Below are 23240 nucleotides of genomic sequence, written 5' to 3'. Positions count from 1 at the left end.
ATCTCGCGTGCCGAAGTAATCCATTCGATTGAGTTACTACCACACGCGAGATGCTTCGCTACGCTCTGCATGACGTTCCTTTTCGTTCAAGGATGCGCCGCTACCCCAGATTTTCCGAGTCAGGAGCTACCAGCGGCTCGCTGTGTTTCTCGGCTACGGCCACAGGCTCTTCCTGCTTGAAAAAGCGGCTCTGATTGAGCAGAATCAACGCTACACCGATGAAAATGGAGGAATCGGCGATGTTGAAGATGGGCCAGAGCGAGACGTACTTCCCTCCTATCAGCGGCCAGTTTTGGGGCAGGAAACCTTCGTAGATGTCGACGTAGAGCATGTCGATGACCTGGCCGTAGAACCAGCGCGTGGGCGAGCCAAACGGCGCGTTGTCGTAGATGACGCCGTAGAAAACCGAGTCAATCAGGTTGCCGACCGCGCCGCCGAGGATGAGGGCCATGCAGGCGATGTAGCCGGCGGCGGCGCGCTGCTTGCAGAGGCGGATAATGTAGTAGCTCAGGCCAAACACCGCCAGCAGCCGGAACCCACTGAGAACCAGCTTGCCATATGGCGCGGGCAGTTCGGCCCCGAAGGCCATGCCGGGGTTCAGCGTGTAGTGCAGCTTGGCCCAGTCGCCCATCAGACGGATTTCGCCTGCCATGCCGGGCTGCATGTAGGTGTGCACGGCCCACTTCGAGAGCTGGTCGAGGGCAATGACGAACAGCGCCAGCAGGAAGAATTTGGCAGCGGTTTGCTGGCGATTGGTGAGGGTTGGGTGCATTCAGGCAGGGCCGAAAATCGAAGAGATTGAAGCCAGAAATCGGTACTAAAACGGCATTTTCAGAACGGACAGTTGCCGACCTTCTTTCTATCGTTTTTATACTTTTTATAACTGACTGTCTGATGTTTTGAACGGATAAAGACGAGCTTATCGACTGTTTGTGCGGCGGAGGACTCGCCGGGGATTTCACCTCCTGGCGAGTCATTCATCCTCAGCTAGTTGCGACCTCCAAAAAGACCGGCACGGAGTAGTCATCAAATTCGAGCACCGAGCCACCGTTCACATCGGCCGCGAAGGTGAGGACGAGGGCCTGCGTTTCGGTGCGGATGTAGTCGCCGAACGCGGCCACGGCGGCCGTGAGCTCGGGCTGCTGGTCTGCCATCGTGACGCGGATTTTGTCCTGCACTTCCAGGCCCGAGTCTTTGCGCAGGTTCTGCAGGCGGTTCACCAGCTCGCGGGCCAGGCCCTCCTGGCGCAGCTCGTCGGTCAGGGTCACATCGAGGGCCACGGTGAGCGGGCCGTCGGTGGCCACGAGCCAGCCGGGCAGGTCGTCGGTGCGGATTTCCACATCGTCCGGGGCGAGCGTGATGGGCTGGCCATCGACTTCCACGGCGAGGCTTCCCTCCTTCTCCAGCTTGCTAATTTCAGCCGCCGTCATCTGCTGAATGCGGGCACCCACGGCCTTCAGGCGCGGGCCGTATTGCTGGCCGAGGCGCTTGAAATTGGGCTTCACCGACTTCACCAGCACGCCGCTTTCGCTCTCGTCGTCGAGGAATTCGATGTGCTTCACGTTGATTTCGGCGCAAATCAGGTCCTCCACGAGGCCGACTTGCTCCTTGGTCGAGTCGTTCAGCACCGGCACCAGGATGCGCTGCAGCGGCTGGCGCACCTTCAGCACCGACTTTTTGCGTAGCGAGTGGGCCAGCGAGCTGATGCGCTGGGCCAGCTCCATGCGCTCCTCCAGCTTCGGGTCGATGCGGGCCGTATCAGCTTCTACGAGCAGCGTCAAATGCACCGATTCCGGAGCCAGGGGCGTGTTCTTGGCTACGGCCTCGGCGCGCATGCCGTCGGTCATGTTCTTGTACAGCCACTCACCGAAGAAGGGCGCGATGGGCGACATCAACTGCGCCACCACCACCAGGCATTCCTGCAAGGTTTCGAATGCAGCGCGCTTATCCTGAGTGAGTTCGCCTTTCCAGAAACGGCGGCGCGAGAGGCGCACGTACCAGTTCGAGAGCTGGTCGGTCACGAAATCCTGGATGGCGCGGGCGGCCTTCGTGGGGTCGTAATTGTCCAAGTGCCCGCGGGCTTCCACAATCAGCGACTGCAGTTTGCTCAGCACCCAGCGGTCCAGCTCGCTCAAATCCGCGTGCGGAATGCGGTTGAATTCGCTTGTCTGAAACTCGTCCAGGTTCGCGTAAAGCGCATAGAACGAGTACGTATTGAAGAGCGTGCCGAAGAAACGGCGCTGCACTTCGGTCACGCCGGCGGGGTCGAACTTGAGGTTGTCCCACGGTGGCGCGTTGGCAATGAGGTACCAGCGGGTGGCATCGGGGCCGAACTGCTTGATGGTGGCAAACGGGTCGACGGCGTTGCCGAGGCGCTTGCTCATCTTCTGGCCGTCCTTGGCCAGCACCAAGCCGTTGGCAATCACGTTTTTGAATGCCACGGAGTCTTCCAGCATCACGGCCAGGGCGTGCAGCGTGAAGAACCAGCCGCGGGTTTGGTCCACGCCTTCGGCGATGAAATCGGCAGGGAAATTCTTCTGGAACTGACCCTCGTTTTCAATCGGATAGTGCCACTGCGCGTAGGGCATGGCCCCGGAGTCGAACCACACGTCGATGAGGTCGGCCTCGCGGTACATGGGCTGGCCGGTGGGCGAGACGAGGAAAATATCGTCGACGTAAGGCCGGTGTAGGTCCACTTTTTCGCCGTTGGCGTAGGGGTTGTGGGTCATGATTTCGGCCGCGACGGCCTTGTCAATCTCTGCCTTCAGCTCGGCGATGCTGCCGATGCAGATTTCCTCCGTCCGGTCCTGGGTGCGCCAGATGGGCAGCGGCGTGCCCCAGTAGCGCGAGCGGCTTAAGTTCCAGTCTACCAGGTTCTCCAGCCAGTTGCCAAAGCGGCCGGTACCGGTACTTTCGGGCTTCCAGTTGATGGTTTTGTTGAGCTCGATGAGCCGGTCCTTCACCGCCGTGGTCTTGATGAACCAGGAATCGAGCGGGTAGTAGAGCACGGGCTTGTCGGTGCGCCAGCAGTGCGGGTAGGTGTGCTCGTACTTCTCCACTTTGAAGGCCGTGCCGTCGCCCTTCATCTTGATGACGATGCTCTCGTCCAGCGTTTTATAGTCGGCGCCGGATTCGTCGTGGCCGTCGTAGTTCTTCACCCAGCGGCCCGCAAACTCGCCCATTTGGGGCACGTAGCGGCCCGTCCGGTCCACGATGGGGCCGAGGGTGCCTTCGGCATCCGGCACCATCAGCGCCGGGATGTCGGCCAGCTGCGCGGCCCGGAAGTCATCGGCGCCAAACGTGGGCGAGATGTGCACGATGCCCGTGCCATCCTCCGTGGTCACGAAGTCGCCGTTGATGACGCGGAAAGCCCGCTCCTCCCCTTCAAACGGCGTGAAATCGAACAGGCGCTCGTACTTGATGTCCACCAAATCAGCGCCCGTAAACTCGCCTTCCAAGCGCCAGGGCAGCACCTTATGGTCGCCCTCGGCATAGCCTTCCAGCGGTGCCGCAGCGCCCTTTTCGTTGAAATAACGGCTCACTAACGCCTTTGCTAACACCACGTGAATGGGCGCGTAGGTGTAGGGATTGAAGGTGCGGATGAGTTGGTACGGGATGTTCTTGCCCACCGCCAAACCGGTGTTGGCGGGCAGGGTCCAAGGCGTGGTCGTCCAGGCCAGGATGTACACGCTGGCATCATCGCCGGCAGCGGCGAAAAGCTTCTTCGAAACCTCCGTGTGCTTCACCTTGAACTGCGCCACCACGGTCGTGTCCTTCACGTCCTTGTAGGTGCCGGGCTGGTTCAGCTCGTGCGACGACAGGCCGGTGCCGGCAGCCGGCGAATACGGCTGGATGGTGTAGCCCTTGTAGAGCAAGCCTTTGTCGTAGAGCTTCTTGAGCAGCGCCCAGCAGCTTTCGATGTACTCCGGCTCGAAGGTCACGTAGGGGTCGTTGAGGTCGACCCAGTAGCCCATTTTCTCGGTCAGGTCGTCCCACTGCGCCTTGAAGCGCATGACGGTTTCCTTGCAGCGCTGGTTGTAGTCCTCCACGCTGATTTTCTTGCCGATGTCCTCCTTCGTGATGCCCAGCTCCTTCTCCACCTGCAGCTCGATGGGCAGGCCGTGGGTGTCCCAGCCGCCTTTGCGGGGCACTTGCTTGCCGAGCAGCGTCTGGTAGCGGCCGAAAATGTCCTTCACCGTGCGCGCCATGACGTGGTGGATGCCGGGCGCGCCGTTGGCCGACGGGGGGCCTTCGTAAAACACGAACGTGGGCTGGCCTTCGCGGCTGCTAACGCTCTTTTCAAAGATGCCGTGCTCCTTCCACCAGGCGAGGATGTCCTCGCCGAGCTGGCCGTAGTTGAGCGGCTGCTTGTATTCGGGGTATTTCATTTATGTAGAGCAGTTTGCACGATGTAGAGACGCAATATTTTGCGTCTCGTCGTTGCTGATGTTGTTTGTTCTGCGCGGGTTTGGTCGTTCTTTTTGGGTCGTTCTGATGGGGTCGTTCAACGCGAGTCGTTCAACGACGAGACGCAAAATATTGCGTCTCTACATCGTTCTAAATCGAATAATCGCCTTCGTAATCGGAGGCTTTGTGCATTTCTTTCAGGTTCAGGTCGGCGTCATCGTCCTCCTCATGGTACGACTCATCGTAGTGCCGGATGAGGGCGTTGGTGTCCGTGTCGCCCTTGCCGTGCTCAAATGTCACGAGCAAGGAAGGCAACAGTATCAGGTTGGAGAAGTTGGTTATCAACAGCGACGCCGACATTAGCATTCCCAGCGCCTTGGTGCCGCCAAATTCGCTGAAGGCGAAGATGCTGAAACCCACGAACAACACGATGCTCGTGTAAATCATGCTGGTGCCCGCTTCGCTCAGCGTCACGGATACGGCTTCGCGCACCCGGCCGCCGTTCAGGGCCATTTCCTGTCGGAATTTGGCCAGCAAATGGATGGAGTTGTCCCCATCAATCCCCAGCGCAATCACGAAAATCAGGGCCGTGCTGGGCTTGAGCGCGATGTTGAAATAGCCCATAATACCTGCCGTGAGAATAAGCGTGACGGCGTTGGGGATGAGGGCAAATAATACCGTTTTGAACGAGCGGAACAGGATGAGTACCACCAAACCCACCAGCCCGAAGGCCATAAACAGGCTGTCGCGCAGGGTGTGAATGACGTACTCGTTGCCCTTCGTGAAAATGATTGTCGTGCCCGTGGGGCGGATGTCCATGCCCGTCCCTTTGAAGATGCGATTCATCTCCGGGATGATTTTCGTGTTCATCAGCGTGTCCAGGTTCTGGGAGCCGATGTCAGCGATTTTCAGACTAATACGGGCCTTCTGACTAGTGCTGTCGATGAATGAGCGCAGCAGCTTGCTGTTCATACCCGCCCCGCCGGCCGAGCCGCCGGAGTTAGCCAGCGCACTCAGAATGAAGTTCTTTTCCGAGTTATCGGGCAGGCGGTAGAACGACGGGTTGCCGTTGTAAAATGCCTGGGTGCTGGCCTTGAGGAAGGTCACCAGGCTGACGGGTGGCGACAACTCCGGCTGGGTGCGCAGATACTTCTCGAACTGGTCGATTTTCTCCAGGTTTTTCAGCTTGAATAGGCCTTTTTTCTTGTGGGTATCAACTTCAAATTCCAGCGGCATCACGCCGTTGAAGTGACTCTCGAAGAAAGCCAAATCGGAGTTTACCGAGCTTTTCTTGGGCAGGTCATCCACCATGTAGGACACGGCTTCGATGCGCGAGATACCGATGGCGGCGCCCGCCACCAGAACCAGCGCGGCGATGTACACGGTGGGCCGGCGGTCGAGCACGAGGTGGTCGAAGAACTCCAGCAGCTTGGTGAGGGGCGCGGCATCAAGATGCTCCAGCTGCTTGGCGGTGGGGGGCGGCAGGTAGGTGAAGGCGGCCGGAATCAGGATGAAGCTGATGATGAAGGCCGCGAAAATGTTGATGGTGGCGACGAGGCCGAACTGGTAAAGAATGGCAATGTCGGTGAAGGCAAACACGATGAAGCCCACGGCGGTAGTCGTGTTGTTCATCAGCGTGACGAGGCCGATTTTGCGGATGACCCGCGTCATGGCCAACATCTGGTTGCCCGATTTTCGGTAGTCGTAGTGGTAGCGCGAGAGCAGGTAGGTGCAGTTCGGGATACCGATAACGATGATGATGCTCGGAATCAGACCCGTCAAAAGGTTGATTTTGAAGCCCAGCAGCACAATGGAGCCAATGCACCAGATAACGGTGACGCCCACCACCACGAGTGGAAACAGCACCGCCGACCAAGTTCTAAAGAAAACCAGCAGCGTAATCCCGGTCACAATCATGGCCAGAATGGTGAAGAACTTCATCTCCCCGGCCACTTTGCTCGTCATCGTGGAGCGGACGTAGGGCAGGCCGGCGTAGTGCAGCTTGATGCCCGTTTTCTTCTCAAACTGCGCCGAGAAGCCCAGAATGTTGTTCATCACCGCCTGACGCTTTGATGAATTCAGGTATTTCGGGTCCATCGTGAGGGCCAGCAGCGTGGCCCCGGTGTTCGGGCTGATGAGCTGGCCCTTGTAGAACTCCACGCTGTTCACGACGCGCATCAGGCTGTCGAGTTCCTTCTGTGAGCGCGGCGGCGTTTTGAAAATGGGAGCGGCTTTGAAGCTGTTATTAGCCGTGTCCTTGCTGATGTTCAAGAGTTTGCTCACGCTCAGCACGCCGTTCACGCCTTCTACTTTGGCCAGCGTATCGGTGAGCAGGCGGAACTCGTTGAAGTTATCCAGCTTGTAGACTGAGCTGTCCTGTAAGCCTATCACCAGCACGTTGCCATCTTCGCCGAAGGTCCGTTTGAACTGCTTGAAATAGAGCATGTCCGGGTCCTTCTCGCTCACCACCTGGGCAAAGTCGTAGGTCATTTCCACGTCCTTGGCTTTCCAGGCCATGAAGACGGTGATGACGGCTAATATCGCAATCAGCGAAATGCGGAATCGGATGATGAATAAGGCGAGGTGTTGCCACATAAATTCCTTGTAAAGAGGCAAAGTTACGTAAGCACGGCGCTGGGCAACCGCACGAGACCCCTACGGGGCTGGCCTCTCTCCCACTGAGAAGGGAGCCTGACGGATGTAGGAGCGGGGCTTGCCCCCGCCCGCCGTTCGCACCGTCTCAACGATTCCTTGCAACGACGGGCGGGGGCAAGCCCCGCCCCTACACGCAAAAAGCCCCGTTTCAGGCAATGAAACGGGGCTTTTTGCTTTTAAAACAACTATTCCTACAGCTGCTCGAAGATGCGGCGGAAACTCACCGCCTCGCCGATGTACTGGCGCAGCTCCGAAATCGGCATGCGGGTCTGCTCGCGGGAGTCGCGGTGGCGCACGGTCACGGTTTCGTCTTCCAGCGTCTGGCCATCAACCACGATGCAGAAGGGCGTGCCGATGAGGTCCTGGCGGGTGTAGCGCTTGCCGATGGCGTCGCGCTCTTCGAGCACGAGGCGGAAATCGAACTTCAGCGCGTCGAAGATTTCCTGGGCCTTCTCCGGCATGCCGTCTTTGCGGACGAGCGGGAAGATGGCCGCTTTCACCGGGGCCACGGCGGGGTGCAGCTTCAGCACGGTGCGGGTTTTGGTGGTTTGGGCGTCGCCCTCCCCTTCCGTGATGGTTTCTTCCTGGTAGGCGTTGCAGAGCGTGGCCAGGAAGAGGCGGTCGGCACCCACCGAGGTTTCGACTACGAAGGGCACGTAGTTGCCGTAGGCCTTGCCGGTGGCGGGGTCTATGTCGGCATCGAAATACTGCTGCTTTTTGCGGCTCAGGTTCTGGTGCTGGGTCAGGTCGAAGTCGCCACGCGAGTGGATGCCTTCCATTTCCTTAAAGCCGAAGGGGAATTCGTACTCGATGTCCACTGCCGCCTTGGCGTAGTGGGCCAGCTTATCGTGGTCGTGGAAGCGCAGCTTTTCGGCGGGCAGGCCCAGCGCCTCGTGGAACTTGCGGCGCGAGGCTTTCCAGGTGTCGTACCACTCGCCTTCGGTGCCGGGGCGCACGAAGAATTGCATCTCCATCTGCTCAAACTCGCGCATTCGGAAAATGAACTGCCGGGCCACAATCTCATTCCGGAAGGCTTTGCCGATTTGGGCAATGCCGAAGGGAATCTTCATGCGGGCCGATTTTTGAACGTTCAGGAAGTTCACGAAAATGCCCTGGGCCGTTTCGGGGCGCAGGTACACGGGCGGCGCGTCCGAATCCACGGCCGAGCCTTGGGTCGAGAACATCAGGTTGAACTGGCGCACTTCGGTCCAGTTTCCGGTTTTGGAAACGGGGCAGAGAATTTTCTCGTCGATGATGAGCTGGCGCACGCCGGCCAGGTCGTTGGCCGTGAGCAGGCGGCCCATTTCGGCGGTCAGGGCGGCACCACGGTCGGGGTTGCCGGCGTTTTCGTACTCGGCGGCTTTTTCTTCGAGCAGCACATCGGCGCGGTAACGCTTTTTGCTGTCGAGGTTGTCGATGAGCGGGTCGTTGAAGCCGGCGATGTGGCCGCTGGCTTCCCAGGTGCGCGGGTCCATGAAAATAGCCGCGTCGATGCCCACTACGTTGCCGTTCAGCTGGGTCATGGCTTCCCACCACAGGCGCTTGAGGTTGTTTTTCAGCTCCACGCCGTTGGGGCCGTAGTCGTACACGGCGGCCAGGCCGTCGTAGATTTCCGATGACTGAAATACGAAGCCGTATTCCTTGGCGTGGGCCACAATATCCTTAAGCTGGGTGGTTTCGATTGCTGGGTTCATATCTGCAAAAGTAGGCCGATGCGGCTGAAGCTGAAACTTGTGCGTAGAAGGCCCAAAATCCCTTTCCCCGTAGCCTGGCCAACCGGAGGTCACAATTCGGTAACATAGCGTCTGTAAGCTACCTCCCTACCTTTGACCCATGATTCAACCTAAATACCCACCAACCCCCTCTTTATGTTTGGTTTAGAACCTCACGTGCTTCTGCTCCTCGGCGTGTGCCTGCTGGCCGCCTGCGCGTTCGAGTTCGTGAATGGCTTCCACGACACGGCCAACGCCGTGGCCACCGTTATTTACACCAATGCCCTCCGGCCGTGGGTGGCCGTCATCTGGTCGGCTTTCTGGAACTTCATCGGCGTGTTTGCCGGCGGCATCGGCGTGGCCATGGGCATCGTCTACCTGCTGCCCGTCGAAAGCCTCGTCGATTCCAACGTGTACCACGGCATTGCCATGGTGGGCGCGCTCATTCTGGCCGCCATTATCTGGAACGTGGGCACCTGGTACTACGGCATTCCAGCCTCCAGTTCGCACGCGCTTATCGGCTCCATTCTGGGCGTCGGCATTGCGTATTCGCTGCTGCCCGAGTCGCGCGGCACAGCCGTGAACTGGTCCAAAGCAGGTGAAACGGGCATTGCCCTGCTGGCAGGGCCGCTGCTGGGCTTCGCGCTCACCATTGGCATGATGTTCCTGTTCAAGCGCTTTGCGCCCAGCAAGGCCATTTTCAAGGAGCCGCACAAGCGCAAGCCCCCACCCCTCTGGATTCGCCTGCTGCTTATCACCACCTGTACGCTGGTAAGCTTCTTCCACGGTTCCAACGACGGCCAGAAGGGGGTGGGCCTTGTTATGCTGATTCTGATTGGCATTGTGCCCTTCCGCTTCGCCCTCGATGAAAGCAAAAACCCGCTCGACCTGCGCGAGTCGCTCGGCAAAGTGGAGTACGTCATCAGCCGCGTAAACCGCGCCGACCTCAGCCCCAACGACCAGAAAAGCCTGCTTGAAATCCAGGAGAAAACGGCCGACCTCGACCGCATTTTTGCCGGCAAAACCGAAGTAAAAGAATTGCCTCAGCAGACGCGTTTCGAGATTCGCCGCGACGTGCTGCTGCTCGCTAACCGAGCCAAAAAGCTGCTGGCCTCGCCCAACGTCAGCCTAAGCACCCAAGACCGCAACATCTACGACGCGGCCGCCAAGGAAATGAAAACCTTCACCGACTACGCCCCGTGGTGGGTGCTGCTCATGGTGAGCCTGTCGCTGGCCGTGGGCACCATGATTGGCTGGCAGCGCATCGTGAAAACCATCGGCGAGCGCATCGGCAAGGAGCACCTGAGCTACGCCCAAGGTGCCTCGTCGGAGCTGGTGGCGGCGGCCATGATTGGCGTCAGCACGCAGTTCGGTTTGCCGGCTTCTACCACGCACGTCCTCACCTCGTCCATCGCGGGCAGCATGGTGGCCAGCCGTGGCGTTAAGAACATCAACCCCGGCATGGTGCGCAATATTGCCCTGGCCTGGGTGCTAACCTTGCCAGTAACCATGGTGCTGTCGGGCGTGCTGTTCCTGCTGTTCCGGGCCCTGCTGTAGCCGCTAAGCCCAACAAGTCAAAACACAAAAAAGGCTGCTCCTTAATCGGGAGCAGCCTTTTTTAATGCCTGAACGAATAATCGGGACTCTTTCTCGATAAACAGCCGAAAGTGCGTGTTAAACCAGCTGATATCACCGACTTATCCACTTATCCACAGCCAAAAAGCGTCGAAATGTGGATAAGCAAGATTATTTGGGCCACTGCACTTCCATGTCGTCGTTGATGAACACGCCGAAATTGACGAACTGCAGCTCACCCTCTTCGAAGTATAAGTCAATCATCGACTTCTCGTAGGACAGGCGAATGGCACCTTCTTCCATGGTTTCCAGCTCGGGCGTAGCCTGACCGTGGCGCTCCATGAGGGCCTTCACCTGGTCCACGCTCAGGCCGTAAATGGCCTCGCCGTAGAGGCGCATGTTGGGGTTGTCAGTTTCGATGCAGCTCAGGCGGAAGTCGTCTTCGCGGTCGAAGTAGAGCGAGAGCAGGTAGTCTTCCTCGTGGTAGTTCCAGGCCTGGTGCTCGAAGTCGTCGTCATCGTCCGACTCTTCAATTTCCTCGGGCTCGCCCACGAGGGTGCGCACTTCGTCCATGGTGGCGCCGAAGCGCAGCGGGCCCATGCCGGTGCCCAGAATGATTTCGTTTTCCTCGATGCTGGAGGGTTGGGGGGTGCTCATGCGGGTTGGGGTGAAGGGTAGTAAGCAAAGGTAGGGTTGAGGCTTGGTTGTTGGTGCGTGGTGCCTGGTTGCCGCCTGTCATCCCTCATCTGGCGTCCGCGCAGCGAAGGACCTTATCACGTCGAAACGATTGGCCGTAAACCCAAACGAAACAGCCGTGATAAGGTCCTTCGCAATCTCAAGATGACAGGCGGTTTTATCCACACACTTATCCCCTACTTCCCGTATTTCTCAATAAATGCTTCCTTCTGCCGCAGGTATTCTGGGTTGGCTTTGGCCTCGTCCCACTTGCGCTTGAAAATGGCGGCGGCTTCCACCTTATCCACATCGGGATGGGGATTGCGGGGCAATTCGGCGCGGCCGTGGGCTCCGCTTTGGCCTTTTTTATCGGCGGGCACGGGGCCGGCGTATTTCTTGCCGCCGGCGTGGTTGGCGTAGCGCCGGGCGCGGGTAAAACCCATCTGGATGAATTTGCGGGCCATGTCGGCTCCCACAAAGTCGTGGGCCTTCAAATAAGCCTCAAACAGGCCGTAAATCGTCTCGGATGACTCCCGGGCCGCCGCCGCGTCTTTGAAGCGCCAGTGGGGCAGGATTTCGGCCTTGTAGGGCTGCACCAGCAGCACGCCCTGCTCGCCCCGGCCCACGCGGTAGAGTTCGGGGTGCTGGCGGAAATCGACGGAATGGAAATCGAGGGTGTAATCGAACGGCATGGGGAAACCTGAATCAAAGGTTTGGTAGGTCTTTGGGCAATGTGCATAACCCATACGGATTCGCGCAAAAACCGGGATGGCGCTTTTTGAAATTCAAAACGCCCGGGCCTTTCCATTTTTTTGAGCAGCGCTTTTGGCTAAACGGAACAGGAAATCCGAAAAGCTTTTCCCACTCGGGTTTTCCCCACTTTTAATTTTTGATTAAATTTTTTTCTTAAAAACCTTTTTTATTTCCACTCATTAGGTCGGTTGATAAGTGGAAAAGCCGACGAGGTTATCCACGCTGGGGATAACGTGGGGGTAATACCGGTTTTATCCACGGGCTATACACCGGCATTGTGGAAAACAAGAGGCTGTTTTACAGTGCGTTGAATCGATTTTCAACATGTCCACCACGTTTCCACATTTTTATTATCCCCTGAAAAATGACGGTGTGGGAAGGCGTTTTCCCCGGGGAAAGTTATCCACGGTTATCCCCGCCCGATTTGCCCTGTGCGGACAGCCTACTGGCCAAAAAAACTTCTACCCCACTTATCCCCGAGAGGCCGGGGTGTTTCCCCCAGGTTATCCCCGAATTTATCCTCAACCGATAACCGATGTGGAAAACCCCGTGGAAAAGCGGTGGATTAGGGGCGAAAAAGCGGCTCAGTAACTGGAAAAGAAGGAAAGTTATCCACTAATGTGGACAGCTTAATGGGTTTTAGCTGATTTTGCTATCGGAACCAAGCCTGCCGAAGAGACTTGGCTAAGCCAGGAAAAGGGTGAAAACCGGAGGGCAGCGGCACCGCCCGCGAGCGAAATGCCAATCTAAATAGCAACGCCGAAATGCCGTAAGGAACTGCCTGCTGCAAAATCAGACAGATTGGCACCCCGACAAGAAAAGGGCATTGCGGTTAAAATTTCAGCGGCTCCACAATATCGAAGCCGGCGCGGACTTGCTGGGGCTTGGGGTCGAGGTACACGGGTTCGGGCACGAGCAGCAGGTTGGAGTCGCCGCCGCGCCAGCGGCCGTCGCCGTCTGTGTCGATGAGCACGCGCAGGCGGTAGGTGCCGGGAGCCATATCCGAGAACAAATAAGTGCCCTTGGGCGAAACCAGGCTGGCCACCACCTGAAACTTCTCATCGAGCAATTGCAGCTCAAAGCTCTTCTCCTTGGTGGTGATAGTGCCCGAAAGACTGGTCGACACGTCCTGCTCACTGATGCCGAGGCGCAGGGGCTTCAGGCGCAAGTCTTGGGCGGTAATGGCCGTGATGGCGGTGCTGTCGAGCAGGATTTCAAGCCGTTTTTTGGCTTTAGAATTGAAGCGTACGGCCAGCTCGGTGCGGTCGGCGCTGAGCACGCCGTCGGCGGGCAGGCGCAGCGGGCGGCGCTTCACCGAATCCTCCACCAGCGTGCCAAACGGCCGGTCTTTGGCAATGCGCACGGGCACCGAAAACTGGAATTTCACCTGGCCTTCGGGGTACACGTTGCGCGTGCCACCCTCCACGGTATAGAGCGACGGCGCGGGTGCTTTTTTGGCCGCAGCTGGCACTGGGAACTTGACTTGCAGAGTATCATGGCCCACGTTGCCGGTGCTGTCGGTAGCGGTGAGGACGTAGCGGCCATCACCCACTTCCGGGGTTTTGAAAAGCACCACCGAGCGGCCCCGGTCGGCTAATTGAACGGCCTCGGCTACGGCGGCTGGGGCGGCTTTGCTGTCCAGCGCGACCAGGGTGGCAGTGCGCACGCCTTCGCTCAGGCTGAGGCGCAGCTGCGTGGGGCTGGGGGTGCGCGAGGTAATCAGCGGCGGGCGCTTATCGGGCTGGGTGAGCACGAGGGCGATGTCTTTGCTGGTATTGCCCTCGATGGTGATGGGCGTGGGCAGGTAGGCAATTTTCTCGCCTTCATCGTAGTGGCCGTTGTTGTTCTTGTCGGCCACGGCGTAGATTTTGTAGGTGCCGGCTTTGAGGAAATTCAGGCTGAATTTCCCGGCTTTGTCGGTGAGCACAGTGTAGTACGGGCGGCCTTTGCGCACGCCCAGCGTGTCGCCTTCGCGGTAGAGGCCGATGCTGGAACCCTCCACGGTCTTGCCCGTGAGCACATCGGTGAGGGTGCCGCGCACCTTGCCCGAGTCGAGCACGGCCCCGGTGCTGAAGGTGAGGTAGGCGTTTTTGGCCGGCAGGGCCTCGGTGATGTCCACCACAGCCTCGCGGAAATTGAAGCTATAGGTGGTGTTGGCATCAAGCGGCTTATCGAAAAGCAGCGTGATGGAGTTGCGGTCTTCGCGCAGCTTGTAGGGGTTGTCTTCGGGCAGCTGGGGCGTGATGAGCAGGTTTTTGCTCAACTCCTTAGTCACCACAGGCTCCGAGAAATTGAGCCGCACGAACTGCTGCTTCACGTTGCGGGCCGCGCTGTCGGGCGAGCTGCTGATGCGGCGCGGGGGGGTGCGGTCGCGGGGGCCGCCCAGGGGCGGGGCCACGGCGGCGCAGCTTTCAAGCAAGGCAACCAGCGCCAGCAAAGCCAGCAATTCAGCGCGAACGGACATTATACAACAGCAGCGTGGTGAGCGTAAGAACAACAATGGCCGCCCCGATGCGCAGCCCCGTGCGGCGCGTCACCTCGGAAGTCGGCTCGGTGGTGCTAACGACCACAACGCGCCGGGCGGTATCGGCCACAAAGGTCGGCGGTGGCTTTTTGATGGAATCGGGCAGCGGCACGGGCACGGTTTGGGCACGGGCGGCGGTGGCCAGTAGGCCCGCCGCAAGCATCAGCCGCCACTGTACCGCCGGCCGCATCAGGTGCTGGCTAGGGTGCGCCGCCCGGCCACGTACAGCAGGCTCGAATACTGCCCCTCGTGCTCCTCCGCGTAAGCATTCGACTTGTAGCCGGCCTTGAGCACGGTGAGCAGGCCGCCGGCGCGCTCAGCCTTGTGCTTCTCGCTGAGCATACTCACGTAGTAGGCATCGAGCGGCATGGGCAGCGTCTGGCGGATGGTCAGCTTATGCTTTTTGAGCAGCTGGGCCATGGTTTTGGGCGCGAAATGGTAGAGGTGGCGCGGCACGTCGTAGGCCGCCCACAGCTCGCGGTAGTGCTGGGCATCGAGGCTTTCCACGTTGGGCACGGCGATGAGGATGACGCCGTCCGGTTTCAGCAGGGCCACCAGCTGGGCCAGCGTCTCGTTCAAGGTATGCACGTGCTCCAGTACGTGCCACAGCGTAACCGCATCAAACGTGCCGGGCTGAAACTGGGCCAGGCTCTCCTGACCTATCGTTTGGCCGAGGCGCCGGCTGGCTTCGTCGCGGGCGCGGGCGTTGGGCTCCAGGCCGGCCACCTGCCAGCCGGCCGACTTGGCGGCGGCCAGAAAATGACCCGTGCCGCAGCCGTAATCCAGCAATTTTCCGCGGCGCGGGGCGAGTTTGTTCAGCAGGCTTACTTTGCGGCGCATGGTGAAAAACCGCGCCATTTTGTAGGCCTGGTTCACGAAGCCCTGAGCCGCGCTATTGTGCGACACGTAAGCGTCGGACTCGTAATACTTGCCGATTTCAACCTCATTCGGCCGCGGGTTGGTGAACTGGAAGCTGCACGCCGCGCACTGTACAATGGCGAAGCTTTCGTGGCTCACCGTGCGGTCTTCCACCACCAGCTTGTTGCGGAATTCGGTTTTGCCGCAAACCGGGCAATTATCAATTCGTTCGTAGGACACGGATACTTCTAAAGGCAAAAACCGGCCGGCACAGGTGCGGCGCGGCTCATTTTATAGCTGTGCAAAGCTCGCAAGATTTTAGGTAGCGCGGACTTTGTAGTCCGCGAGGGGAATTAGACCACTCGCGGACCACAAAGTCCGCGCTACATCTTACCGCCCAAGGTACACCATCAGCACCGACACGTCGGCGGGCGAGATGCCGCTGATGCGCGAAGCCTGACCAATGGTTTCGGGCTGAATCTTGAGGAGCTTTTCCCGCGCCTCGTGGCTGAGGGCGGGCATGGCGCGGTAGTCGAGCCGGCCCTGAATTACAAAGTTTTCCAGCTCCTGCATGCGCTCGGCCTGCTGCTGCTCCTTCAGCAAATACGTTTCGTACTTGATGTTGATGATGGCCTGCTCCAGCGCCTCGGCGTCGAAAGAAGCCAGCGCTTCATCCAGCGCGGGCAGGGCGCGACGTAGGTCAGCCAACTCCACGTTAGGGCGGCGCAACAAGTTTACGGCGCGGGTTTTTTCGTGGATTTCGGCCGAGCCCAGCTCCACCAGCAGCGGGTTTATTTCGGCCGGCTCGATGGCGAATTTCAGGAATATCGTGCTGATTTCGGTGGTCTGGGCTTCCTTCATCCGCACGCGTTCCAAACGTTCATCCGAAGCCAAGCCCAACTCGTGGCCCAGCGGGGTGAGGCGCAGGTCGGCATTGTCCTGACGTAGCAGAATGCGGTGCTCAGCGCGGCTCGTGAACATGCGGTAGGGCTCATCTGTGCCTTTGTTCACCAGGTCATCAATGAGCACGCCGATGTAGGCCTCGCTCCTTTTGAGAACGAAGGGTGCTTTGCCGTGCACCTTGTTGTGCGCGTTAATGCCGGCCATCAGGCCCTGACAAGCGGCTTCCTCATAGCCCGTGGTGCCGTTGATTTGGCCCGCGAAATACAGCCCCGCAATCAGCTTGGTTTCGAGCGTCAGCGCCAACTGCGTAGGCGGGAAAAAGTCGTACTCAATGGCGTAGCCGGGGCGGAACATCTTCGCGTTCTCGAAGCCCGCGATTTCGCGCAGGGCGCGGTATTGCACATCCTCCGGCAACGAGCTGCTGAAGCCGTTCACGTAGCATTCCACGGTGCTCCAGCCTTCGGGTTCCACAAAAATCTGGTGGCGGTCCTTATCGGCGAAGCGGTTGATTTTGTCCTCTACGCTGGGGCAATAGCGCGGCCCCAGGCCCTTAATGCGGCCCTGGAACATGGGCGACTTCTCGAAACCCTCGCGCAGGATGTCATGCACCCGCTCGTTGGTGTAGGTGATGTAGCAGGGGCGCTGCTGCGTGAGGCGCGGCGTGTCGAGGTAGGAGAATTTGCAGGGCACCTCGTCGCCGCCCTGCGCTTCCATTTTGGAGTAGTCGAGACTGCGGCCGTCCACGCGGGGCGGAGTGCCGGTTTTCATGCGCCCGGCTTCAAAGCCCAGCTCCACCAGCTGCTCGGTGATGCCGCGGCTGCCCTTCTCGGCCGCCCGGCCACCGCCAAAATTCTTCTCGCCAATGTGAATGAGGCCGTTCAGGAAAGTGCCGTTGGTGAGCACCACCGACTTGCTGCGAAACTCGATGCCGAGGGCAGTTTTCACGCCCACTGCGGTGTCGTTTTCTACCACGATGCCGGTCACGGCTTCCTGCCAGAAATCCACGTTGGCGATGCCTTCCAGGGTCAGGCGCCAGGCTTCGGCGAAGCGCATGCGGTCGCTTTGCGCGCGCGGGCTCCACATGGCGGGGCCTTTCGAGCGGTTCAGCATCCGAAACTGAATCATGGTCTGGTCGGTAATGATGCCCGACTGGCCACCCAGCGCGTCGATTTCGCGCACAATCTGGCCCTTGGCCACGCCGCCCATGGCGGGGTTGCACGACATCTGGGCGATGGTGTTCATGTTCATCGTCACCAGCAGCACTTTCGAGCCGAGGTTGGCGGCGGCGGCGGCGGCTTCGCAGCCGGCGTGGCCCGCGCCCACTACAATGACATCGTAATCTTCTTGCTGAAACATAAGCGCAGAGGTTCGCGGAGGGAGCTGAGTTCCGCAGAGTTTATAAAGTTCAGGACGGTCGAATCAGTTCAAAGCCGCACACTGCGCAACTCTGCTATCTCCGCGAAACGCTGCGCGAGAATAGATTTTCCGTCTTTAACAGCTACAAAATTACGCAATTCGGCCCCGGCCGCCAGTTTCACGTGAAACGGCTTGCCGCTTTCAGGATTTGGGACTAAAGTTGCCCTGTAAATCTTCCGGCAACCACTCAGCAAAAAGCTCGGCGGAATTGGCCTGCACGGCCTCCCAGGCAAAAGGCAGCCACTGACCGTTGATGCTGTCGAAAACCTCCGTGGCGGTGGCGCAGGCAAAGAGCTTGTAGTCGAACTTCGGATAATTATTCACCAGGTAGCCGGGGTAATAGTAGTCGAGGCGCTGGCGACGGGCATAGTCGGTTTTCAGCAGCAACAGATACTTGCCGAGGCTGTGGCGGTGGTAGGTGGGGTCGTAGAAATTGAGGATGCCGGCCAGGGTGCGCTCGCCGTAGTCGAGGATGCCGGCGGCGATGAGGCGGCCTTCGTCACGGAGTTCGATAATCTGGGTGTTGAAGACGTTGTGCGTGGATTCGCCCAGCAGCACGGCCGCAATAGTCGGCGCGGCATCGAAGGTGATGGCGGCGCGGTAGCGGGCGTACAACTCCTCGTACTCGTCGGTGAGGCGGAAGGACCGGATGGTGGCTTTGAAACGGGCATTGCGGCGCAACAGGCGGCGCTGCTCGGGGCCCCACTCCACGCGGGCCAAGTCGATGCGCAGCCAGTGAGCGGTGTAGAGGCGGCCATCGAAGGGCACGAACTGGCAGGTGAACAGGTCCTGCTGCATCCGGTAGTAGCCCTGGGCGAGGTAAAAATCCAGGGCATCGCCCCGAATGATGGGGAAATCGGCAGAAGAAGAGGCGGCCATAAACGGAAGCAGCAGCGGATAAAAAGAACGTCATGCTGAGCGAAGTCGAAGCATCTCTACCGCAATACTAAAATTGATTAGTTGCACAGTGGAGATGCTTCGACTTCGCTCAGCATGACGTTCCTTAATTCAGAATCAAGCAGCCTAGAATTCGCGCATTGCCAGGCAATAGTCTTCCTTGGCGCGCATGGCCGTCTGGCTCAGCAGGTCCTTATCGTGGTAGCCGAGCAGGTGCAGCACGCCGTGAATCATGACGCGGTGCAGCTCGTCGCGGAACGGGATGCCGAGGTCCTTGGCATTGTCGCGCACGCGCTCTACACTGATGAAGATGTCGCCTTCGAGGATGTCGGCGTCGTCGGAATTATCAAACGTGATGACGTCCGTCAGCGTGTCGTGGTCGAGGTACTCGACGTTGAGGCGGTGCAAGTAGTCATCGGAGCAGAAGATGTACGTGAGCTGCACGATGCGGTGCTCGTGCACCTTGGCCACGCGCTCAATCCAGCCCAACAGCTCTTCGGCGTCGGAAAGCTCAAAATCGGGCGCGTCTTCCACCATGAACTCGATGCCGGGGGCCTCGTGGTGCAGCTCGCCGGGAGGGAAATTTTCGTTGTGGGGCGGGCCCAGCGGCGGGGTGCTGTTCATGCGGAATCAGGCAGCTTTAGGCAGCGAGGTGGTCGGCGGTGGTGGCTTCGTCAGCGGGCGCGGGGGCTAGCTGGAAGGTGAGCAGCAGGCAACGGCCTTCTTTGCTGAACTCCACTTCATCGGCCAGGTGGCGGATGAGGAAGATGCCGCGACCACCCGGGTTTTCCAGGTTTTCGGGGGCCGTGGGGTCGTCGAGGTTGTCGTAATTGAAGCCCGTGCCTTCGTCCTCAATCTCAAACTTAAGCTGCTGGGGCTCCACGTAGAGCGACAGGTAGACGTTCTTGTCTTTGTCGAACTTGTTGCCGTGGCGGATCGCATTGTTCACCGCTTCGGTCACGGCCACCATGATGTTGCCGTAGATATCGTCCTCAATCTGAAAGGTATCCTTGGAATTGTCGATGAAGCTCTCAACGACGCGGATATTCTCAACGAGCGACGGAATCTGAATTTTTACCTGCTTCATAAGGCGGTTTGATGGGAAGGACGGCAGCGAGTTTGGGGCGGCAAAAATAGTCTTTTAACGGCAAAGCGCCGCAACTATTTCTGCTATCCTCAAATGCTTGGTTCTAACAGTACACTAATTGGTTAACGAAACAGCGGCCCGCTTGGATGGGAAGCCGTTCGGATTATTTGATTTTCTGAAAGTACTCGCCCACCTCGCGCTGGTAGTACGGGGTCAGGTTCGGGGGTGTACTACGTAATAACTCGGTCTGGCGTTCCTTGCTAACCTTGTATTTGTCGAACGCCGGCGGGAATACCGGGGGTTTATACTGAGCCGCTTGGGCCTCGCGCTTGGTGTCCTGGTCTCGCTCACGGGCCGATTTTTCTACTTCCAATAGGCGAGTGAGGATTTGCTGCTGGCGCATCATTGTCTCCTCGGTGAGGCGCTTGTTCACGAGGTCGGTTTCGGTTTGTTCCATCATTTTTTTGATGTCGCCGGTGCCGCCCGCGCCCTGTTCGCCTTTGCTATCCTTGCCGTTCTGGCCGCCTTCTTTGCCGTCTTTTCCCTCCTTGCTCTGCCCTTGTCCGGGCTGGCCGCCACCCTGGCCCTGCGAGCCGCCGGGCTTGCCGCCTTGCTGTAGCTTGTCGAGCTGCTGCATGGCTTGGCGCAGCATCTGCTGCTGGCCGGCCAGCTTGGCCAGCTCCTGCGACATTTCGCGGCCCGATTTGCCCGACTTCGACAGCTGCTGAATCTGCTCGTTGAGCTGCTGCTGCATTTTGCCCATGTTGCCGGGGCCTGGCTTGCTGCCCTGGCCCTGCCCTTTGCCCTTGCCTTTTTTCTTGCCGGGCTTGCCCTGGCCGTCCTTGGGCTGGCCTTTGCCGGACTGTGCCTCCTGCTGCATCTGGTCGAGGGAGCTTTGCAGCATTAGGGCCAGGTTGTTCATGCTGGTCATGGCCTGCTGCTCGGTGGCGGTGGCGCGGCCCAAGTCGCGCTGCTGAATGTGGGTGAGCGACTCGTCCATGCGGCCGTTCATCTCGCCCACCTCACGGGTCACGAAGCTCTGAATCTTAGGCTCTTTCTTTGCCAGAGCATACAGCGAATCCTGAATGATTTTAGCGTCGTCGCGCAGCTTGCGCTGCGTCTGGCCCAGTTGCACGAAGCGCGGGTCGGACTGGTCCACTTTACGGAAGTCCTTCATCAGCTGCTCCTGGTCAAAGCTCAACGTCAGAAGGTTGTCCAGGATGTCGCGCAGGTCATCGATGTTCTGCTGGGCCTGGTCGCTCTCCTCCTCGCTCATCTGGTCGCGCATTTTCTGCGCCATTTTCTTCATGCGGGAAGCAGCACTTTTCTGCTGGCCAGCGGCTTTTTTGTTCTGGTTTTTGCTTAGGCTCTGCTGGCTTTCCTGCATGTCCTGGTCGGTCTGCTCCTGGTCGGGCTTCTGCTCGTCCATGCCGTTCTGGTCGCCCAGTTCCTTGTCCATCTGCTTCAGGTCCTGGAGCTCTTTTTTCAGGTCTTCGAACTCCTTTTGGTTCTGGGCCTGCTCTTTTTTGAGCTCCTCCTGTTTGGCTTTCTGGTCCTGATTCGACGCCTTGTTATCGGGGTTTTCCTTGTCGTTCTGTGCGGTTTTTTCGGCCAGCTTATCTTCCTGCTTGGCCAGCTCGTCAAGCTTGTTGGCAGTTTCCTCGGCCTTCTGCTCCAGCTGCATTTGCTTGAACATTTCGAGGGCGCGGTCGAGCTCCTTTTGCAGGGTGTCCTCCTTATTTTCGAGCTGCTGCAGTAGCTTTTGCATCTCGGCGTCGGGCATCTTCTGCTCTTCCAGCAGCTTGCGCAGCTTCTCGTAGAGCTTCTTGGTTTCGGGGTCGAGCAGGTCGGCCATCAGCTTTTTCAACTCCTCGGCCTTTTTGGCCAGCTCCTCACTTTTGGGGCTGAGCTGGTCCTGCTTCTGCTGCAGCTGCTCAAACATCTTCTGCATCTGCTCCATCTGCTGGTTCAGCTGGTTTTTCTCGTCCAGCATGTTTTCCAGCTGCTTGCGGTCCTGAAAGCTCAGGTCGCGCTTGGTTTTGAGCTTGTCCTGGGTTTTGGCCAACTCGCGCTCCAGCTTCTCACTTTGCTTGGCAGCCTGGCTCATCTGGCTGGCCACGGATTGCGCCTGGGCCTGCATCTCCTGCCGCAGCTCGCGGCGGCTGGGCAGGCGGAACTCGGCCGGCCGGGTGCGGGTGGCCTTGGGGCCGTGCACACCGTCGTTGTCCCAAGCCTCCACAAAGTATTCGAGGCGGTCGCCAGGCTGCATGTTCAACGCGCCCAGGTTCCAAGTGTACGCGTAGGTACCGGCGCTTTCGCGGGGCAAGCCCAGCGGCGTGGCACCCTGGCGGCTGGGTGCGGCATTTGGCCCCTGCCCTGCCCGCCGCAACGCGTAGTGCAACTCCAGCCGGGTCAGGCCATAGTCGTCGCGCACGGTGCCGCCCAGCGCCAGGAAGCGCCGCGTCACCGTATCCGAAAACGCCTCAAGTGTGAGCGAAGGCGGCAAATCGGGTACCGCCGTGAGCTGATAGGAAATCGGGTCGCGGTTGAGGCTGGCCGGGTTTTTCAGGCGCAGTAGGTAAGGCTGCGAGCGCATGATGCGCCGCTCAGCGGTGAAGGTGCCATCGTCGCCGGTCGCGGCCAGCGTCTCGTCAGGGTTCTGGAACACCAGCGCCAGCTCATCGGTAGCGGCCGTGGCAAACTCCCAGCGTACGGTGCTGCCTTCGGGCACGGTCAGGTTGCCGCCGTTCTCGATGGTTTCGGCCGGCTTGCCAGTATAGGGCGGGTAGGTGATATTGACTTTGAAATCGCGCAGATTGGGCCGCTCCAGCACCGTGAGCTGGTATTCTGGCGAAGCAAACCCCGCTCCTTTCAACTGAAACGTCACGTCGCCCTGCGGCTGCTCAAACGTGTAGCGGAACTGGTCGCCGTGCCCGGCTATCTTGCTCAGCCGTCGCTCGCCGCCGTCCATTGCAATACTCACCTCGGCCGGCAAAGCCGCACCCGCTACGTCTACATTGAGCGTGAAATCTTCACCCCGGAATGCCGTCAGCTTGGGGTTCTTAATCAAAAACTGAAACGGCGCGGGCGGCGAATACGCCCGCTTGTAGTGCCAGATGCGCTCGGTGCCCTGCACCAGAAAGCTGGGGTAAAACGCCAGCAGCGCCAGCAGCACGGCCGCCGGAATGGCTGCGTACTTCCACAGCGGCTTGCTCTGCTGCTGAATATTAATGCCCTCGGCAAACGAGTACTGGCCGAATTGCGCGGCGCGCTGCTCCAGGCTGGCCGCAATCAGGGCGTTGTCGCGGGCCTGGCCTTGCAACTGCAGCGCGTTCAGCAGGCGGTCCTGCACTTCCGGAAATATCTCCCCTACCCGACGAGCGGCCTGCTCATCGCTCAGCAGCCGGCGCAGGTTGGTGAGGGCCGCCAGCGGCGTCCAAATCCAGCGCACAAAGCTGTAAATCGTGAGGCCGATGAAGCCAAACAGCAGCCCGGCCCGCACCACGGTGGGCAGGTAGAGGAAGTATTCGAGCCCGTTGAACACCACGAAAAACGTGAGCAGCAGGCCGCCGGCCACCAAACCACCACGCACCAGCAGGTTCAGGTAAAACTTGCGCTTGAAAGCCTCCAGCTCCGTTCGTACCCGCGCCAGGGCGGGGTACTCGGCCGCCGCAGCGCCGCGCTCCATCAGCATCGCCATAAATCAGGTCTTAGTCGGGAAAGATACATCAGGAGCAGGCTGCTTGGTTCAGTGCTATAGCGTGGACTGTGCGAGTCC

General features: G+C 59.3%; 15 protein-coding genes. 1 reads left to right on the top strand and 14 read right to left on the bottom strand.

Features of this window, described 5'->3' with window-relative positions:
• Window positions 1-100: 100 nt before the first annotated feature.
• The 4 genes from ACYU70_RS20215 to ACYU70_RS20200 form a co-directional block, all read right to left on the bottom strand.
• On the bottom strand, window positions 101-772 hold the full coding sequence (locus ACYU70_RS20215; protein ID WP_342296062.1) for a lipoprotein signal peptidase: 672 nt from the start codon (window positions 770-772) through the stop codon (window positions 101-103).
• A gap of 211 nt (window positions 773-983) precedes the next feature.
• A complete protein-coding gene (gene ileS, locus ACYU70_RS20210; protein ID WP_342296063.1) occupies window positions 984-4388 on the bottom strand; it encodes an isoleucine--tRNA ligase in 3405 nt (1134 codons plus the stop codon).
• Between the two features lie 169 nt (window positions 4389-4557).
• Window positions 4558-7002 carry an efflux RND transporter permease subunit gene (locus ACYU70_RS20205; RefSeq protein ID WP_342296064.1) on the bottom strand — a complete coding sequence of 815 codons (2445 nt, stop codon included), beginning with the start codon at window positions 7000-7002 and terminating at the stop codon, window positions 4558-4560.
• A gap of 251 nt (window positions 7003-7253) precedes the next feature.
• Window positions 7254-8756: a glycine--tRNA ligase gene (locus tag ACYU70_RS20200; protein ID WP_342296065.1), complete on the bottom strand. Its 1503-nt coding sequence runs from the start codon at window positions 8754-8756 to the stop codon at window positions 7254-7256.
• Window positions 8757-8930: 174 nt separating this feature from the next.
• On the opposite strand from ACYU70_RS20200, the gene ACYU70_RS20195 reads away from it, so the two are divergent.
• Complete coding sequence (locus ACYU70_RS20195) at window positions 8931-10331, top strand: inorganic phosphate transporter (RefSeq protein WP_342296066.1); 1401 nt, start codon at window positions 8931-8933, stop codon at window positions 10329-10331.
• A gap of 189 nt (window positions 10332-10520) precedes the next feature.
• On the opposite strand, the gene ACYU70_RS20190 is transcribed toward ACYU70_RS20195, so the two are convergent.
• The 10 genes from ACYU70_RS20190 to ACYU70_RS20145 form a co-directional block, all read right to left on the bottom strand.
• Window positions 10521-11006: a hypothetical protein gene (locus ACYU70_RS20190; RefSeq protein ID WP_342296067.1), complete on the bottom strand. Its 486-nt coding sequence runs from the start codon at window positions 11004-11006 to the stop codon at window positions 10521-10523.
• Window positions 11007-11221: 215 nt separating this feature from the next.
• Window positions 11222-11716, bottom strand: coding sequence for a DUF4385 domain-containing protein (locus tag ACYU70_RS20185; RefSeq protein ID WP_342296069.1), 495 nt, complete (start codon window positions 11714-11716; stop codon window positions 11222-11224).
• 893 nt (window positions 11717-12609) lie between these two features.
• Entirely contained in the window at window positions 12610-14241 is a 1632-nt protein-coding gene (locus ACYU70_RS20180; protein WP_342296071.1) for an Ig-like domain-containing protein, read from the bottom strand.
• Entirely contained in the window at window positions 14225-14491 is a 267-nt protein-coding gene (locus ACYU70_RS20175; RefSeq protein ID WP_342296073.1) for a hypothetical protein, read from the bottom strand. Before ACYU70_RS20175 ends, ACYU70_RS20180 begins: the two co-directional genes overlap by 17 nt.
• Window positions 14491-15399: a class I SAM-dependent methyltransferase gene (locus ACYU70_RS20170; RefSeq protein WP_342296075.1), complete on the bottom strand. Its 909-nt coding sequence runs from the start codon at window positions 15397-15399 to the stop codon at window positions 14491-14493. Before ACYU70_RS20170 ends, ACYU70_RS20175 begins: the two co-directional genes overlap by 1 nt.
• Window positions 15400-15549: 150 nt before the next feature.
• Window positions 15550-17418, bottom strand: coding sequence for a tRNA uridine-5-carboxymethylaminomethyl(34) synthesis enzyme MnmG (gene mnmG / locus ACYU70_RS20165; RefSeq protein ID WP_342296077.1), 1869 nt, complete (start codon window positions 17416-17418; stop codon window positions 15550-15552).
• 201 nt (window positions 17419-17619) lie between these two features.
• Window positions 17620-18357, bottom strand: coding sequence for a GNAT family N-acetyltransferase (locus ACYU70_RS20160; protein ID WP_342296079.1), 738 nt, complete (start codon window positions 18355-18357; stop codon window positions 17620-17622).
• 144 nt (window positions 18358-18501) lie between these two features.
• Window positions 18502-18999: an rRNA maturation RNase YbeY gene (gene ybeY, locus ACYU70_RS20155; protein WP_342296081.1), complete on the bottom strand. Its 498-nt coding sequence runs from the start codon at window positions 18997-18999 to the stop codon at window positions 18502-18504.
• A 16-nt stretch (window positions 19000-19015) separates the two neighbouring features.
• Complete coding sequence (locus ACYU70_RS20150; RefSeq protein WP_342296083.1) at window positions 19016-19462, bottom strand: ATP-binding protein; 447 nt, start codon at window positions 19460-19462, stop codon at window positions 19016-19018.
• 163 nt (window positions 19463-19625) lie between these two features.
• Window positions 19626-23162, bottom strand: coding sequence for a DUF4175 family protein (locus ACYU70_RS20145; RefSeq protein ID WP_342296084.1), 3537 nt, complete (start codon window positions 23160-23162; stop codon window positions 19626-19628).
• Window positions 23163-23240 lie beyond the last annotated feature (78 nt).

This window comes from Hymenobacter segetis (genome assembly GCF_054776495.1).
This window is presented reverse-complemented; position numbering and strand designations above follow the sequence as displayed.

Coding starts and splice junctions, on each gene's coding strand:
- ACYU70_RS20185 (WP_342296069.1), bottom strand. CDS start 11,716: ATGCCGTTCGATTACACCCTCGATTTCCATTCCGTCGATTTCCGCCAG.
- ACYU70_RS20200 (WP_342296065.1), bottom strand. CDS start 8,756: ATGAACCCAGCAATCGAAACCACCCAGCTTAAGGATATTGTGGCCCAC.
- ACYU70_RS20180 (WP_342296071.1), bottom strand. CDS start 14,241: ATGTCCGTTCGCGCTGAATTGCTGGCTTTGCTGGCGCTGGTTGCCTTG.
- ACYU70_RS20215 (WP_342296062.1), bottom strand. CDS start 772: ATGCACCCAACCCTCACCAATCGCCAGCAAACCGCTGCCAAATTCTTC.
- mnmG (WP_342296077.1), bottom strand. CDS start 17,418: ATGTTTCAGCAAGAAGATTACGATGTCATTGTAGTGGGCGCGGGCCAC.
- ACYU70_RS20145 (WP_342296084.1), bottom strand. CDS start 23,162: ATGGCGATGCTGATGGAGCGCGGCGCTGCGGCGGCCGAGTACCCCGCC.
- ACYU70_RS20205 (WP_342296064.1), bottom strand. CDS start 7,002: ATGTGGCAACACCTCGCCTTATTCATCATCCGATTCCGCATTTCGCTG.
- ACYU70_RS20150 (WP_342296083.1), bottom strand. CDS start 19,462: ATGAAGCAGGTAAAAATTCAGATTCCGTCGCTCGTTGAGAATATCCGC.
- ACYU70_RS20160 (WP_342296079.1), bottom strand. CDS start 18,357: ATGGCCGCCTCTTCTTCTGCCGATTTCCCCATCATTCGGGGCGATGCC.
- ACYU70_RS20195 (WP_342296066.1), top strand. CDS start 8,931: ATGTTTGGTTTAGAACCTCACGTGCTTCTGCTCCTCGGCGTGTGCCTG.
- ACYU70_RS20175 (WP_342296073.1), bottom strand. CDS start 14,491: ATGCGGCCGGCGGTACAGTGGCGGCTGATGCTTGCGGCGGGCCTACTG.
- ybeY (WP_342296081.1), bottom strand. CDS start 18,999: ATGAACAGCACCCCGCCGCTGGGCCCGCCCCACAACGAAAATTTCCCT.
- ACYU70_RS20190 (WP_342296067.1), bottom strand. CDS start 11,006: ATGAGCACCCCCCAACCCTCCAGCATCGAGGAAAACGAAATCATTCTG.
- ileS (WP_342296063.1), bottom strand. CDS start 4,388: ATGAAATACCCCGAATACAAGCAGCCGCTCAACTACGGCCAGCTCGGC.